Annotated in this window: 15 protein-coding genes; 11 read left to right on the forward strand and 4 right to left on the reverse strand. The window is 61.1% G+C overall.

From position 1 onward, the window contains the following. Window position 1 precedes the first annotated feature (1 nt). The 3 genes from ACFY68_RS14730 (at window position 2) to rpoS (ending at window position 2,801) form a co-directional block, all read left to right on the forward strand. On the forward strand, window positions 2-640 hold the full coding sequence (locus ACFY68_RS14730) for a protein-L-isoaspartate(D-aspartate) O-methyltransferase (RefSeq protein WP_387528822.1): 639 nt from the start codon (window positions 2-4) through the stop codon (window positions 638-640). A 187-nt stretch (window positions 641-827) separates the two neighbouring features. Then, complete coding sequence (locus tag ACFY68_RS14735; protein WP_387528825.1) at window positions 828-1,685, forward strand: peptidoglycan DD-metalloendopeptidase family protein; 858 nt, start codon at window positions 828-830, stop codon at window positions 1,683-1,685. 108 nt (window positions 1,686-1,793) lie between these two features. Beyond that, window positions 1,794-2,801 carry an RNA polymerase sigma factor RpoS gene (gene rpoS / locus ACFY68_RS14740; protein ID WP_033700853.1) on the forward strand — a complete coding sequence of 336 codons (1,008 nt, stop codon included), beginning with the start codon at window positions 1,794-1,796 and terminating at the stop codon, window positions 2,799-2,801. Between the two features lie 497 nt (window positions 2,802-3,298). Here the strand turns inward: rpoS and fdxA are convergent, their stop codons facing one another. Together fdxA and mutS are read right to left on the reverse strand one after the other, a co-directional pair. Beyond that, complete coding sequence (gene fdxA / locus ACFY68_RS14745; protein ID WP_012315871.1) at window positions 3,299-3,622, reverse strand: ferredoxin FdxA; 324 nt, start codon at window positions 3,620-3,622, stop codon at window positions 3,299-3,301. Between the two features lie 140 nt (window positions 3,623-3,762). Continuing rightward, on the reverse strand, window positions 3,763-6,336 hold the full coding sequence (gene mutS / locus ACFY68_RS14750) for a DNA mismatch repair protein MutS (protein WP_346611771.1): 2,574 nt from the start codon (window positions 6,334-6,336) through the stop codon (window positions 3,763-3,765). A 195-nt stretch (window positions 6,337-6,531) separates the two neighbouring features. On the opposite strand from mutS, the gene ACFY68_RS14755 reads away from it, so the two are divergent. From ACFY68_RS14755 to recX, 6 genes are all read left to right on the forward strand, one after another. Then, window positions 6,532-7,599 carry a hypothetical protein gene (locus ACFY68_RS14755; RefSeq protein WP_387528503.1) on the forward strand — a complete coding sequence of 356 codons (1,068 nt, stop codon included), beginning with the start codon at window positions 6,532-6,534 and terminating at the stop codon, window positions 7,597-7,599. Between the two features lie 48 nt (window positions 7,600-7,647). Beyond that, entirely contained in the window at window positions 7,648-8,394 is a 747-nt protein-coding gene (locus tag ACFY68_RS14760) for a S24 family peptidase (protein ID WP_387528506.1), read from the forward strand. Between the two features lie 177 nt (window positions 8,395-8,571). After that, on the forward strand, window positions 8,572-8,901 hold the full coding sequence (locus ACFY68_RS14765) for a phage holin family protein (RefSeq protein WP_387528509.1): 330 nt from the start codon (window positions 8,572-8,574) through the stop codon (window positions 8,899-8,901). A gap of 86 nt (window positions 8,902-8,987) precedes the next feature. Continuing rightward, window positions 8,988-9,470: a CinA family protein gene (locus ACFY68_RS14770; RefSeq protein WP_387528512.1), complete on the forward strand. Its 483-nt coding sequence runs from the start codon at window positions 8,988-8,990 to the stop codon at window positions 9,468-9,470. Between the two features lie 103 nt (window positions 9,471-9,573). After that, the gene (gene recA / locus ACFY68_RS14775; protein ID WP_346611766.1) at window positions 9,574-10,641 is read left to right on the forward strand and encodes a recombinase RecA; all 1,068 of its coding nucleotides are present in this window, start codon (window positions 9,574-9,576) and stop codon (window positions 10,639-10,641) included. 17 nt (window positions 10,642-10,658) lie between these two features. Then, window positions 10,659-11,126 carry a recombination regulator RecX gene (gene recX / locus ACFY68_RS14780; protein ID WP_387528515.1) on the forward strand — a complete coding sequence of 156 codons (468 nt, stop codon included), beginning with the start codon at window positions 10,659-10,661 and terminating at the stop codon, window positions 11,124-11,126. A 6-nt stretch (window positions 11,127-11,132) separates the two neighbouring features. On the opposite strand, the gene ACFY68_RS14785 is transcribed toward recX, so the two are convergent. Further along, complete coding sequence (locus ACFY68_RS14785; protein ID WP_387528518.1) at window positions 11,133-12,251, reverse strand: LOG family protein; 1,119 nt, start codon at window positions 12,249-12,251, stop codon at window positions 11,133-11,135. A gap of 302 nt (window positions 12,252-12,553) precedes the next feature. Here ACFY68_RS14785 and ACFY68_RS14790 point away from each other — a divergent pair, with 302 nt between their 5' ends. Then, window positions 12,554-12,757, forward strand: a complete 204-nt coding sequence (locus tag ACFY68_RS14790; protein ID WP_346611763.1) for a hypothetical protein — start codon at window positions 12,554-12,556, stop codon at window positions 12,755-12,757. Here ACFY68_RS14790 and ACFY68_RS14795 read toward each other — a convergent pair whose 3' ends face one another. Further along, the gene (locus ACFY68_RS14795) at window positions 12,758-13,177 is read right to left on the reverse strand and encodes a quorum-sensing-regulated virulence factor family protein (RefSeq protein ID WP_387528520.1); all 420 of its coding nucleotides are present in this window, start codon (window positions 13,175-13,177) and stop codon (window positions 12,758-12,760) included. Between ACFY68_RS14795 and ACFY68_RS14800 the strand changes: the two genes are divergently transcribed. Beyond that, the gene (locus tag ACFY68_RS14800) at window positions 13,176-13,319 is read left to right on the forward strand and encodes a hypothetical protein (protein ID WP_387528523.1); all 144 of its coding nucleotides are present in this window, start codon (window positions 13,176-13,178) and stop codon (window positions 13,317-13,319) included. The two genes, ACFY68_RS14795 and ACFY68_RS14800, sit on opposite strands and share 2 nt — an antisense overlap. Window positions 13,320-13,345 lie beyond the last annotated feature (26 nt).

A 13,345-nucleotide genomic window follows, 5' to 3' on the forward strand; every position in this document is an offset into this window, starting at 1 on the left:
CATGACCTCCCAGCGTACCCGGGAGCGGCTGATCCAGCGCCTGTGCGAGGAGGGCGTATCGAACCCCAAGGTGCTCGATGCCATCCGCCGTACGCCGCGCCACCTGTTCGTCGACGAGGCGCTCGCCCACCGTGCCTACGAAGACACCGCGCTGCCGATCGGGCACAACCAGACGATCTCCCAGCCGTTCATGGTCGCACACATGAGCGAGCTGCTGCTGGAGGCAGGGCCGCTGGACAAGGTGCTGGAGATTGGCACAGGTTCCGGCTACCAGACGGCGATCCTGGCCCAGTTGGTCGAGCGGGTGTTCTCGGTGGAGCGCATCAAGGTGCTGCAGGACCGCGCCAAGGAGCGCCTGGTCGAGCTGAACCTGCGCAATGTGGTGTTTCGCTGGGGGGACGGTTGCGATGGCTGGCAGGCGCTGGCGCCCTACAATGCCATTATCGTCACCGCTGTAGCGCCGGAAGTGCCCCAGGCTCTGCTTGACCAGCTGGCACCGGGCGGCCGCATGGTGATCCCGGTTGGGCCGGCCGGGGAGGTTCAGCAACTGATGCTGATCGTCCGCGAAGAGCACGGGTTCTCTCGGCGCGTGCTGGGCGCCGTGCGCTTCGTGCCGCTGCTCAATGGTCCGTTGGCCTGAGCGACAGGGAATATTTGCGGTGACGACGAATTCTTGCCGTTCGGCCCTGTCTATCTGGCGGGGTATCCCGGCTCTTCAGTGAGCCTTTTGCACCGAACCTGCCAATGCAGTGGCGCTCGGTTATAATTGCAACATTATTGCATTTCATATCGTATTATCGATTTTCGGCACCATGAGGGGAGCGCGGGTGGGGCACACAGTCATTCGGCAGCGCAAGGATTGGGCGGGTTTCAAGCTTCTGGTGATTGCTTTGGCCATGGGCACCCTGCTGACGGGTTGCTCCAGCACCAGCTCGAGCGGCGCACGCGTGGTCGATCGCAACACGGCGGCGCCCAAGCGGCCGACGGTGACCTCCGGCCAATATGTCGTCAAGCCTGGCGACACCCTGTTCTCAATCGCTTTCCGTTACGGGTGGGATTACAAGGAACTGGCGGCACGCAACGGCATCCCCGCTCCCTATACCATTCGCCCCGGTCAGGCCATCCGCTTCAGCAGCGGCTCGACTGGCAGTACCACGGTAGTTTCCAACCCGTCGTCCTCGAGTAAGACAACGGTCATTCGTCGCCCTGTTGGAACAGCTATTGCCCCGCCCGCCAGCGGCGGAAAAGCGACGCCAAATTCGCCAACCACGCCTACGCCGGTGGTTACCACGGTGCCCGCCGCAGAGCGGGCGGTGGGCGGCTGGACCTGGCCAGCCAACGGTGTGTTGATTGGAAAATTCGCTTCAAACGGTAGTTTGAATAAAGGCATTGATATCGCCGGTGATTTGGGACAGCCTGTTTTTGCTGCGTCTGATGGTGCGGTGGTCTACGCCGGGAGTGGCTTGAGGGGCTACGGCGAGCTGATCATCATCAAGCACAGCGATACCTATGTCAGTGCCTACGGCCATAACCGCAGGCTGTTGGTTCGGGAGGGGCAGCAGGTCAAGGCAGGGCAGTCGATTGCTGAAATGGGGTCCACGGGCACTGATAGGGTGAAGCTGCATTTCGAGATTCGCCGCCAGGGCAAACCCGTCGATCCACTCCAGTTCCTGCCACGCCGTTGATTGTTGTACCCGGCCTGTTCCTGTGATGTAGAGGGGACAGGCTCTAGCGTTGCCAGGGATGCAGGCGCCGCTCGAGTCTGAGTTCGAACTCAGCAAAGGACTATAACAATGGCTCTCAATAAAGAAGCGCCGGAGTTTGACATCGACGATGACGTCCTCCTGATGGAGACGGGCATCGTTTTGGAAACGGATGTGGTGTCAGACGAACCTGCTGTACCGTCGGTTCGGACCAGGGCCAAATCAGGCTCTTCGCTCAAGCAGCATAAGTACATCGATTACACCCGGGCGCTCGACGCGACCCAGTTGTATCTCAACGAGATCGGATTCTCGCCTCTGCTTTCGCCAGAAGAGGAAGTGCACTTCGCGCGCTTGTCGCAGAAGGGCGACCCTGCTGGCCGCAAGCGCATGATCGAAAGCAACCTGCGCCTGGTTGTGAAAATTGCCCGTCGTTACGTGAACCGCGGCCTGTCGTTGCTCGACCTGATCGAGGAAGGCAACCTGGGGCTGATCCGTGCGGTCGAGAAATTCGACCCGGAGCGCGGTTTCCGCTTCTCGACCTATGCGACCTGGTGGATCCGCCAGACCATCGAGCGGGCGATCATGAACCAGACCCGCACCATTCGCCTGCCGATCCACGTGGTCAAGGAGCTGAACGTTTACCTGCGTGCTGCTCGGGAGCTGACTCAGAAGCTCGATCACGAACCTTCCCCCGAAGAAATCGCCACCCTTCTCGAGAAGCCTGTTGCCGAAGTCAAGCGCATGCTTGGCCTTAACGAACGGGTGTCGTCGGTTGACGTATCCCTCGGGCCAGATTCAGACAAGACCCTGCTCGACACCCTGACCGACGACCGGCCAACCGACCCCTGTGAACTGTTGCAGGATGACGATCTGTCCCAGAGCATCGATCAGTGGCTCGGCGAGCTGACCGACAAGCAGCGTGAAGTGGTAGTGCGTCGCTTCGGCCTGCGCGGGCATGAGAGCAGCACCCTTGAAGATGTTGGCCTGGAGATCGGCCTGACCCGTGAGCGGGTACGGCAGATCCAAGTAGAGGGGCTCAAGCGCCTGCGCGAGATTCTCGAGAAGAACGGCCTGTCCAGCGAGTCGCTGTTCCAGTAAGCGTCAACCCGGCATGCAAAACGCCCCGATAAGTTCGGGGCGTTTTCGTTTGTGCAGTATGTGCCTGGTTACCCGCAAACAGGGCTTTCATGTGTCCGGCGCTACCCTTGATGCATGGCGTGTAAGCCTTTTCTTACTCGTGGTGTAAGCCATTTGTGTAAGGACTAGTAAATCATTGTCGTTTCCAGAATCGTAATTTTCATAACATATTGAAATCAATGAGGATTTCAGATTTGTGGAAATGTGTCCCCGGTAATGTTTTGAGAGGTGTGGCAGTTGCCTGCGTTGGGGAAGTCGCTAGTATTCGAACTGTGCACACGGACATGCACAGGCTTTCAGGGAGAAGGCCAAGGACATCGCAAGACGCGATTTCATTACGGACGATGTTAGGGACAAGCAGGGACTACGGAAAAAATGTGGGCGGGTCAAACCGCCCCTTTTTTTTGCCTGCAGAAAATGAAAAAGGCCCTGTGAGGGCCTTTTTCGTATCTGGGCGCTTAGCGCTCCAGGTCGGCAATCTTGCCAGGTTTGCCATCCCACTCTTCAGCGTCCGGCAGGGCATCCTTACGCTCGGTGATGTTCGGCCAGATTTCCGCCAGCTCCGCGTTGAGCTCGAGGAAGTTCTCCATGCCGGCAGGCACCTCGTCTTCCGAGAAGATGGCCTGGGCCGGGCACTCAGGCTCGCACAGTGCACAGTCGATGCACTCGTCCGGGTGAATGACCAGGAAGTTCGGGCCTTCGTAGAAGCAGTCCACCGGACAGACTTCCACGCAGTCGGTGTATTTGCATTTGATGCAGTTGTCGGTGACGACGAAGGTCATTTCTAGTTCTCTCCTCAGGCAACGGCGGCGGCCCTTCCTCTCAGGGCCGCGCGGTTTACGGGCATGTGGCTGCAGGCCAGGCTAATAACCTGCAGCACCAGCAAACCGCGGCGGATTCTACCAGCTTGTAGTGGGCGCCGTTATAACAGGTTCTTTAGTTGATATAGCATTTCGATAGCTTGACGAGGGGTCATGTCGTCAAGGTCCAGCTTGCCCAGCTTCTCGATGGCCGGGTGTGGCAGGCTGGCGAACAAATCGCTCTGGTGCGGTGCTTGTGGCTCGCCCTTGGCTTTTTGCGAAACGGGTAGTTCATGCGGCAGGCTGCTGGTCTCGAGGCGGCTCAGGTGCTCGCGCGCACGCTGGATGACCGGCGACGGCACACCTGCCAGCTGCGCGACGGCCAAGCCATAGCTTTGGCTGGCCGGGCCAGGCAGCACGTGGTGCAGGAACACGATGCGCTCGTTGTGCTCGGTGGCGTTCAGGTGAACGTTGGCCACCAGCGGCTCGCTCTCCGGCAGTACGGTCAGCTCGAAGTAGTGGGTGGCGAACAGCGTGTAGGCGCGCAGCTGCGCCAGGCGCTCGGCGGCAGCCCAAGCCAGCGACAGGCCGTCGAAGGTACTGGTGCCGCGGCCCACCTCATCCATCAGCACCAGGCTACGGTCGGTGGCGTTGTGCAGGATGTTGGCGGTTTCACTCATCTCGACCATGAAGGTCGAGCGCCCGCCGGCCAGGTCGTCGCTGGAGCCGATACGGGTAAAGATGCGGTCGACCAGCGACAGCTCGCAACTTGCCGCCGGCACGAAACTGCCGATATGCGCCATCAGCACGATCAAGGCGGTCTGGCGCATGTAGGTGGACTTACCACCCATGTTCGGGCCGGTGATGATCAGCATGCGGGTGCTGTTGTCCAGGCCCAGGTCGTTTGCCACGAATGGGGTGGTCAGCACCTGCTCGACCACCGGATGACGGCCCTGGTCGATGCGCAGGCAAGGCTCGTCGACGAAGCGCGGGCAGTTCAGGTCGAGGTTCAGCGCGCGCTCGGCAAGGTTGCTCAGCACGTCCAGCTCAGCAAGCGCGGCGGCGCTGTCCTGCAGCGGCGCGAGGTGGCTGATGAGGGTTTCCAGCAGCGCGTCGTAGAGCATTTTCTCGCGGGCCAGGGCGCGGCTCTTGGCCGACAGCGCCTTGTCCTCGAAAGCCTTGAGCTCCGGCGTGATGAAGCGCTCGGCACCTTTGAGGGTCTGCCGGCGGATGTAATCGCCTGGGGCCTGTTCGGCCTGTTTGGTCGGCAGTTCGATGAAATAGCCGTGTACGCGGTTGTAGCCGACCTTCAGGTTGGCAAGGCCTGTACGGGCCTTTTCGCGCGTTTCCAGGTCGATCAGGAACTGGCCGGCGTTCTCGCTGATCGCCAGCAGCTCGTCCAGTTCGTTGTCGTAGCCGGCCTTGAGTACGCCGCCGTCGCGGATCACTGCTGGCGGGTTGTCGACGATGGCCCGCTCCAGCAGGCTGGCAAGCTCCGGGTAGGTACCGGTGATCGCGGCCAGGCGCGCCAGGTGCGGCGCTTCCAGCTCGGTCATGGCGTTCTGCAGCTCGGGCAGAGCGCCGAGGGCATCGCGCAGGCGCGCGAGGTCGCGTGGCCGGGCGTTGCGCAGGCCGATACGGGCGAGGATCCGCTCGATATCGCCAATTTCCTTGAGTTGCGGCTGCAGCTTCTCGAAACGGTAGCCATCGAGCAGGCAGCGGATCGAATCCTGGCGCGCCTGCAGCACCTTGGGGTCGCGCAGCGGGCGGTTCAACCAGCGGCTCAGCAAACGGCTGGCCATGGCGGTCTGGCAGCGGTCGATCACCGACTGCAGGGTGTTATCGCGCCCGCCGGCCAGGTTGATGTCCAGCTCCAGGTTGCGGCGGCTGGCGCCGTCGAGGATCACCGTGTCGTCCAGCCGCTCGTGGCGCAGGCTGCGCAGGTGCGGCAGGGCGGTACGCTGGGTTTCCTTTGCATAGGTCAGCAGGCAGCCGGCGGCGCCGATGGCCAGGGTCAGCTTGTCGCAGCCAAAACCCTTGAGGTCCTTGGTTGCAAACTGCTGGCAGAGCGCCTTGCGTGCCGAGTCGCGGTCGAAGTCCCAAGGGGCACGGCGGCGTGCGCCTGGGCGCTTTTCGGCCGGCAGGTCACGCGGCCAGTCGTCCGGGATCAGCAACTCGACCGGGTTGAGGCGCTCGAGCTCGGCCAGCAGGTTTTCCCAGCCTTTGATCTCCTGCACGCTGAAGTTGCCGCTGGTGATATCCAGCACCGCCAGGCCGAACAGGCGCTCGTCGCCCAGCAGCGCGGCAATCAGGTTGTCGCGGCGCTCATCCAGCAGCGCTTCGTCGCTGACCGTACCTGGGGTAATGATGCGCACCACCTGGCGTTCCACCGGGCCTTTGCTGGTGGCGGGGTCGCCAATCTGCTCGCAGATCACCACCGACTCGCCAAGCTTGACCAGTTTGGCCAGGTACCCTTCCAGCGAATGGAACGGAATCCCGCACATGGGGATCGACTGGCCGGCCGACTGACCGCGCGCTGTCAGGGTGATATCCAGCAGTTTCGCGGCTTTTTTTGCATCTTCGTAGAAGATTTCGTAAAAGTCGCCCATGCGGTAGAACATCAGCTGGTCCGGGTGCTGGTTTTTCAGCTTCCAGTACTGCTGCATCATCGGGGTGTGTGCGGAAAGATCAGACATTCAGGGCCTTACAGCGGGTGATCTGGTTGGCGATTTTGAAACCGGCAATGGTACAGGCTTTTTCATCGAGATGCAGGCGGCGGTAGGGAGCGACGTGTGCGCCGGTTTGGCGCAGTTCGGCGGGCAATTGTGGTGATGCACGGAACACTTCACTACAATGCCCGCCCCCGGCCAGCCCGCTCCACGCGATGTGTAATGAAAGTGCCTAGCAGTGTCCCCTTCGTAAAGCAGCAACTGATCTACCTCCTTTATGGAGAGCGCCGCATCTATCAGCTTGAGGCCAAGTTCAGCATCCTTACTGCGCTTGCCCGCTGCAAGCCGGGCGAACTGCCTACCATCCGCGTGCTGACCGACCAGCCACAGGCGTTCCAGGGCTGGCCCGTGGACGTGGTGGTGCTGGATGCACAGCGGCTCGCGGACTGGACCGGAGAGGGCGGCTACAGCCACCGGCGCAAGGCCTGCGCCATTGCCCATGCGTCCCGCTGGGCAGAGAAGACCATCTTCATCGATACCGACACAGTCTTCCTGCAATCGCCGCAGAAGCTGTTCCAGCAGGTGGATGCCCAGCACTTTCTGGTGGACGAAGTCGAGATGAGCTGGGCCGAGGCATCCCATAGCGCCTATTACGCAGGCTTTACCCGCGGTCTGGCGTTGTCTGGCGAGGCGCCAGTGGATGACCTGCGCCTGTGCAACAGCGGCGTCATGGGCTTTGCCCTCGAGAACGCCGCGATTGCCGAGCGTGCCATCCAGCGCATCGATGCCTGGACGCAGTACGCCTCGGCCCTGCATACCATCGAGCAGATTGCTTTTTCGTTCGAGCTGCATGGCGCGCAGATCAACGAGGCGCGTGGCGTCATCAGCCACTATTTTGCGATGAAGCAGTACATTCACGCCATTCTTGAGATTTTCTTCCAGCGTTGCGGCGACCAGTTCGACCCGAGCCTGTGCAAGCAGGCGCTCAAGGTACCGATGCAGCGCCCGGTCCCTTCCTGGTTTGGCCGGCTTTCAGTCAAATGGAGCTTGAAGCGTGTTCCACCCGAGTTACGCGGCATCGGGCGCAAACTGTTGTATGGCAGCGGTATCGGTGGCGACGAGTATCAGCGCGCCTGCAAGGTTATCTGGTGGCGCTCGGCGATAGAGGACATGCGTCAGCTCGACGGTTTCGAGTGGTCGCAAGCGTGGCCCGAGGGTTTGCCGCGCCTGGGGCGCAACGATGAGCGCGCATTCACTGCGATTGCTCTCGAAAGCATGAAAGCGGGTTAAGCCCGGCGGCCTGCACCTGCATTGCATTACGTGCGGTGTAGCGGCATTATGCATGCTATGCAAAAACGCAATATAGCCACCGTGCTCAGGGTACTGCTCGACCGCCACAGCCTGTCCCCGACAGAGCTGCACCGGCGCACGGGCGTGCCCCAGTCCACCTTGTCGCGCATTCTCGGTGAAAAGATCGTCGACCCCTCGGACAAGCACGTGTCGAAGATCGCCAGCTACTTCGGCGTCAGCACCGAGCAGCTGCGCGGCCGTGCCGAGTTGGGCGCGCCGCATGAAGCCACGCTGCCCGTTAATGGCCATGCGGACCTGCGCGACATCAGCCTCTGGGATGATGAAACACCCGTCGAGGACGACGAGGTGTCGGTCCCTTTTCTTCGCGAGGTCGAATTGGCAGCCGGGTCAGGAAGATTCGTCATCGAAGAGAGCGAGCGTGCCCGTCTGCGGTTTGGCAAGCGCAGCTTGCGCCATAACGGTGTGCAGTTCGACCAGGCCAAATGCGTGACCGTGCGCGGTAACAGCATGCTTCCCGTACTGCGCGACGGGGCTACCGTCGGCGTCAATACCGGCAAGTGCTCGATTGGCGACATCATCGATGGCGACCTATACGCCATCAACCATAACGGCCAGTTACGGGTGAAGCAGGTTTATCGACTGCCCACAGGCATCCGCCTGCGCAGCTTCAACCGCGATGAGCATCCCGATGAAGACTACAGCTTCCAGCAACTGCAGGAGGAGCAGATCAGTCTGCTCGGCCATGTGTTCTGGTGGGGCATGTACGCCCGCTGAGGGGCTGTTTCTCTACAAAAACCGCTTCGGCGGTTTTTTGTTGCCGCATGGAAATGTGAACCGGTGCATTGACCTGTTATGCATAAATGCATAAATTGGCTTCGGCGGGTTTTGCTCTTTTTCCCCCATTTTCGCCTGCCGATCAGTGTCGACGGCCATTTCACAGGAGGCAGCGCCGTGATCAACGAGCAGCAAGTGTTGCTGGAGTTGCCGCTCTGGGTGGTGATCGCCCTGGCATTACTGGCCGGCCTGAGTGGCGAAATGTGGCGGGCGGACAAGGCCGGCGCCACCGGATGGTCGCTGTTGCGGCGATTGGTGTTGCGCTCCGGCGCTTGCGTCATTTGTGGGGTTTCGACCGGGATGCTGCTGTACGCCGCCGGCTTGTCGGTCTGGGCGGCCAGCGGGGTGGGCTGCCTGACCGCTGTGGGGGGAGCGGATGTTGCAATGCGTATGTATGAGCGGTGGGCGATCAGGCGGCTGGGGCTGCGTGATACGGATAGCCAGTAACAGGCTGCGCACTGCGCATTGCAACGCCTATCCCGCTATGCCAGCTCAAGTGCTACGGTGTCATCCATCTCCCCAAGGAACCGACCATGGACTCGATCACCGCTCTCTCCACCCGTCTGGGCGAACACTTGCGCCGCTTGAACGCTCAGGTCACCACTGCCGAATCCTGCACCGGTGGTGGCATTGCAGAAGCCATCACCCGGGTACCCGGTAGCTCCGCCTGGTTCGAGGCTGGGTATGTCACCTACTCCAATGCGCAGAAAACCCGCCAGCTTGGCGTCCCTGAACCGCTGTTCAGCCAGGTCGGCGCGGTCAGCCAGGAAGTGGTCGAGGCCATGGCCCGTGGCGCCCAGCGTGCCAGTGGCGCGCGCTTTGCCGTGGCTGTCAGTGGGGTGGCCGGGCCTGATGGCGGCTCTGCAGCCAAGCCGGTGGGTACCGTGTGGCTGGCGTGGGCCGATGGTGAACACCTGTTGAGTGAGCGTCGCCACTTCGAGGGCGACCGCGAAGCGGTGCGCCGACAAACGGTGATCGCCGCGTTAGACGGCTTGTTACAGCTCGGTACCGAGTAATTCGACGACAGGGGTTTGCTCAAGCGCTTCCCTGTGGAATAATACTGGCTACTTATACAGGTATTCCGGCCATCAGGGCCAAGTCGAACACGTGAGGATTTCAATGGACGACAACAAGAAGCGCGCCTTGGCTGCGGCCCTGGGTCAGATCGAACGCCAATTCGGCAAAGGCGCGGTCATGCGCATGGGCGACCACGAGCGCACAGGCATCCCGGCTATCTCTACCGGCTCCCTGGGCCTGGACATCGCCCTCGGCATTGGCGGCCTGCCAAAAGGCCGTATCGTCGAAATCTACGGCCCGGAATCTTCGGGTAAAACCACGCTGACCCTGTCGGTCATCGCTGAAGCTCAGAAGAGCGGCGCCACCTGCGCCTTCGTCGACGCCGAGCACGCCCTCGACCCTGAATACGCCGGCAAGCTGGGCGTCAACGTCGACGACCTGCTGGTTTCTCAGCCGGACACCGGTGAGCAGGCGCTGGAAATCACCGACATGCTGGTGCGCTCCAACGCCGTTGACGTGATCATCGTCGACTCCGTGGCTGCCCTGGTACCTAAAGCCGAAATCGAAGGCGAGATGGGTGACATGCACGTCGGCCTGCAGGCCCGTCTGATGTCCCAGGCGCTGCGCAAGATCACCGGTAACATCAAGAACGCCAACTGCCTGGTCATCTTCATCAACCAGATCCGTATGAAAATCGGCGTGATGTTCGGTAGCCCGGAAACCACCACCGGTGGTAACGCCCTGAAGTTCTACGCTTCGGTGCGCCTGGACATCCGCCGTACCGGCGCGGTCAAGGAAGGCGACGAAGTGGTGGGCAGCGAAACCCGCGTGAAGATCGTCAAGAACAAGGTCTCGCCGCCATTCCGTCAGGCCGAGTTCCAGATCCTTTACGGCAAGGGCATCTACCGCAACGGCGAAATCATCGACCTGGGCGTGTCTCAAGGCTTGGTCGAGAAGTCCGGTGCCTGGTATGCCTACCAAGGCAACAAGATCGGCCAGGGCAAGGCTAACGCTGCCAAGTACCTGCACGAGAACCCGGCTATTGGTGCCGAGATCGAGAAGCAGATCCGCGAGAAGCTGCTCAAGGCGGGTGTTGTTGCTGAAGCTGGCAAGGCTGCTGCTGCCGACGCCAACGCTGACGATGTGGCTGACGCCGACGCCGGTTACTGATAGCTGCTTGGCCGATCATGTCCGCCGTACTCGACACCCCCGTCGCCGTTCGACGGACAGCCATGGACCTGCTCGCGCGACGCGAGCATGGTCGCGTAGAGCTGACGCGCAAATTGCGTCAGCGCGGCGCGACGGATGAGCTGATCGAGCCTGCGCTCGATCGGCTCGCCGAAGAAGGGTTGCTTAGCGAAGCCCGCTATCTCGAAAGCTTCATCAGGTACCGATCCAATGCTGGCTATGGCCCTGCGCGGATTCGCGAAGAGCTTGGCCAGCGTGGCCTGAACCGTGGCGATGTCGACCAGGCACTGCGTGACAGCGGGGTCGATTGGGCGGAGCGGTTACAGGAAGCCTGGCAGCGCAAGTATGCCGGGCAGCGCCCGCAAGACCCTCGCAGCCGTGCACAGCAAACCCGGTTTCTCGCTTACCGTGGCTTCCCCATGGACATGATCGGCCGCCTGCTCAGCGGCCGGGATTTGTACGATTAAACTTGCCTAGCTGACCTTCAACGCCTCACGCGCCCGCTGAGTGGTGTGCATCGGCTGTGGTTTGGCCCAGTTCTCCGGCAGATTGATAAAGTCCACCAGTTCACGCAGGCGTCCCTGGTCGCGACCATTGAACGCAAAGGTCAAGCGCGTAAGGTGGCTGTAGTTGCCTACCTCATGCTCTGCGCCACTGTCTGCGTGCTGGTGATACTTGCCACTCAGGCGCAAATCGGCAAATCCCTCCTCAATTTCATGCAGTGCGGCGTCGCTAAGCCGGTGGTGCATGCGAATCACGAACTGGTTCTTGAGCCAGCGGCTGGAGTGGTAGTTGCTGTAGAACTGGTTGATCTCTTCTACGGCCTCGTCGGCGCTGTGTACCAGGCGCACCAACTTGAGGTCGGTGGGGAGAATATAGCGGTTTTCTTCCAGCTGGCGGCTGATGAAGTCCAGGCAGTCACGCCAGAAGCTGCCACCCGGTGAGTCGAGCAGAACCACAGGTACCAGTGGGCTCTTGCCTGTCTGGATCAATGTGAGTACTTCCAGTGCCTCGTCGAGCGTACCAAAGCCTCCAGGGCAGAGCACCAGGCCGTCAGCTTCCTTGACGAAGAACAGCTTGCGAATGAAGAAGAAGTGGAAAGGCAAAAGCTTGTCAGTGCCATCGACGGTGGGGTTGGCGTGCTGTTCGAAGGGCAATGTGATATTGAACCCCAGGCTGTGATCGCTGCCCGCACCTTCGTGCGCGGCCGCCATGATGCCGCCGCCCGCACCGGTGATGACCATCAGGTCGGAGCGGGCAAGCGTGGCCCCCAATTCGCGGGCCAAAGCATACATCGGGTGTTCCAGCGGTGTACGCGCCGAACCGAATACAGTGACCTTGCGCCGGCCCTTGTAGCGTTGCAGGGTGCGGAACGACTGGTCCAGTTCGCGAAGTGCCTGCAAGGTGATCTTGGCGTTCCAGCGGTCGCCGTCATCGTGGGCCATGCGCAGGACGGTCAGCAGCATGTCACGGTACAGTGGCAGGTTGGGGCTGTCGGGGGCGACCAGTTGCAGTTGCTGGTCGATCTTGCTCAGGTCGATACCGCTGTCCCTGAAGTGATTGAATAGATACTCACTGGGTTGGTAAGGCATTCAACGTCTCCTTCTGCAGCAAAACCTCTGACCGAGCCGAGGGTCCGGCTTGGCCGCGACACTACGTGCGTCGCTGGCTGCTCTGGCTCGAGTGTGCAACCCAAGCATTGCAGTAGGCCTTCAGGCCCTGATGCAGTTGCGCAAATTCATCGTGTTGTTTTCACAGTCTTCGCTATCAATCTAGACCCTCGCGACCGTTCGTGCCGTTGTGATCTGCGTGGCCGCTCGTCGGCGCATGACCATTGATGGCGAGGGTTTGATTAACTGGTGAAGCGAAACGTGTCGATGCAGGAGGTGGCGGTATGCATCGCTTGGTCATCGAGGTAGACCGGCAGCTCTATCAGCAGCTGGAAAATGCGGCGCAGGTTCACCATGTGAGCCTGGAGGTGGAGTGTCGGCGGCGGTTGGCTGCGCTTGAGTGCCAGTCACCCTATCTGCAGGCGCTACTGGCGGAGATGCGCGCCGACGAAGGGCCGCGGCGCGCGGAGGATGAGCGGGTCAGCTGATTACTTCTTCTTGTTGCCGGCAGTGCAACTGGCAGCGTCGAATGCCTGGTCCATGACCGGCTGATTGGTCTTGTAGACGGTGAAGCGATAGACCATCACGGCGCCCTTGGACATCAGGTTACGGTAGCCGCTGTTGCGGCACACGCTGTCACCCAGTTGGCTGCGTACTTGCTCCGGGTTTGCCTGCATCCGCTCGGCGTGCTCAGGGCGTACGCTCAGGTGGTTGACCAAGGCTTTGCCTTCGACGGTATAACCTTGGTCGAGAATATCTTCGTTGATGGCCCGCGGGGTACCGACACTGCTTTCCTTGGCGACCTTCTGCAGCGTCTTGTTCAGTTCGAATTCCTGCTTGGAGGCCGCGTGGGCTGCCAGTGGCAGGGTGAGCAACAGGCTCAGGGTCGGGACAATAAGACGCAGCATGAATCTCTCCTGGTTCGATGACTGGCGCTTTGACATGCGCTGGCAGCAGGCGTTCCCTGAATCGGGCATGTTCACAGGCAACTTCGCGGCCGCCAAAGCGCAGATTATAAGGGACCAACCCGTCCTGCTGCACGGCAAATGACGCCTGCTCTGTTAAACTGGCGCTTT

The sequence above is a fragment of the Pseudomonas sp. NPDC012596 genome (genome assembly GCF_042902325.1).
Taxonomy (GTDB): domain Bacteria; phylum Pseudomonadota; class Gammaproteobacteria; order Pseudomonadales; family Pseudomonadaceae; genus Aquipseudomonas.

Bases quoted from the DNA above. Each gene is read 5' to 3' on its own strand.
- ACFY68_RS14730 (WP_387528822.1), top strand. From the start codon at position 2: ATGACCTCCCAGCGTACCCGGGAGCGGCTGATCCAGCGCCTGTGCGAG.
- rpoS (WP_033700853.1), top strand. From the start codon at position 1,794: ATGGCTCTCAATAAAGAAGCGCCGGAGTTTGACATCGACGATGACGTC.
- fdxA (WP_012315871.1), bottom strand. From the start codon at position 3,622: ATGACCTTCGTCGTCACCGACAACTGCATCAAATGCAAATACACCGAC.
- mutS (WP_346611771.1), bottom strand. From the start codon at position 6,336: ATGTCTGATCTTTCCGCACACACCCCGATGATGCAGCAGTACTGGAAG.
- ACFY68_RS14755 (WP_387528503.1), top strand. From the start codon at position 6,532: ATGAAAGTGCCTAGCAGTGTCCCCTTCGTAAAGCAGCAACTGATCTAC.
- ACFY68_RS14760 (WP_387528506.1), top strand. From the start codon at position 7,648: ATGCATGCTATGCAAAAACGCAATATAGCCACCGTGCTCAGGGTACTG.
- ACFY68_RS14770 (WP_387528512.1), top strand. From the start codon at position 8,988: ATGGACTCGATCACCGCTCTCTCCACCCGTCTGGGCGAACACTTGCGC.
- recA (WP_346611766.1), top strand. From the start codon at position 9,574: ATGGACGACAACAAGAAGCGCGCCTTGGCTGCGGCCCTGGGTCAGATC.
- recX (WP_387528515.1), top strand. From the start codon at position 10,659: ATGTCCGCCGTACTCGACACCCCCGTCGCCGTTCGACGGACAGCCATG.
- ACFY68_RS14785 (WP_387528518.1), bottom strand. From the start codon at position 12,251: ATGCCTTACCAACCCAGTGAGTATCTATTCAATCACTTCAGGGACAGC.
- ACFY68_RS14790 (WP_346611763.1), top strand. From the start codon at position 12,554: ATGCATCGCTTGGTCATCGAGGTAGACCGGCAGCTCTATCAGCAGCTG.
- ACFY68_RS14800 (WP_387528523.1), top strand. From the start codon at position 13,176: ATGAATCTCTCCTGGTTCGATGACTGGCGCTTTGACATGCGCTGGCAG.
- ACFY68_RS14795 (WP_387528520.1), bottom strand. From the start codon at position 13,177: ATGCTGCGTCTTATTGTCCCGACCCTGAGCCTGTTGCTCACCCTGCCA.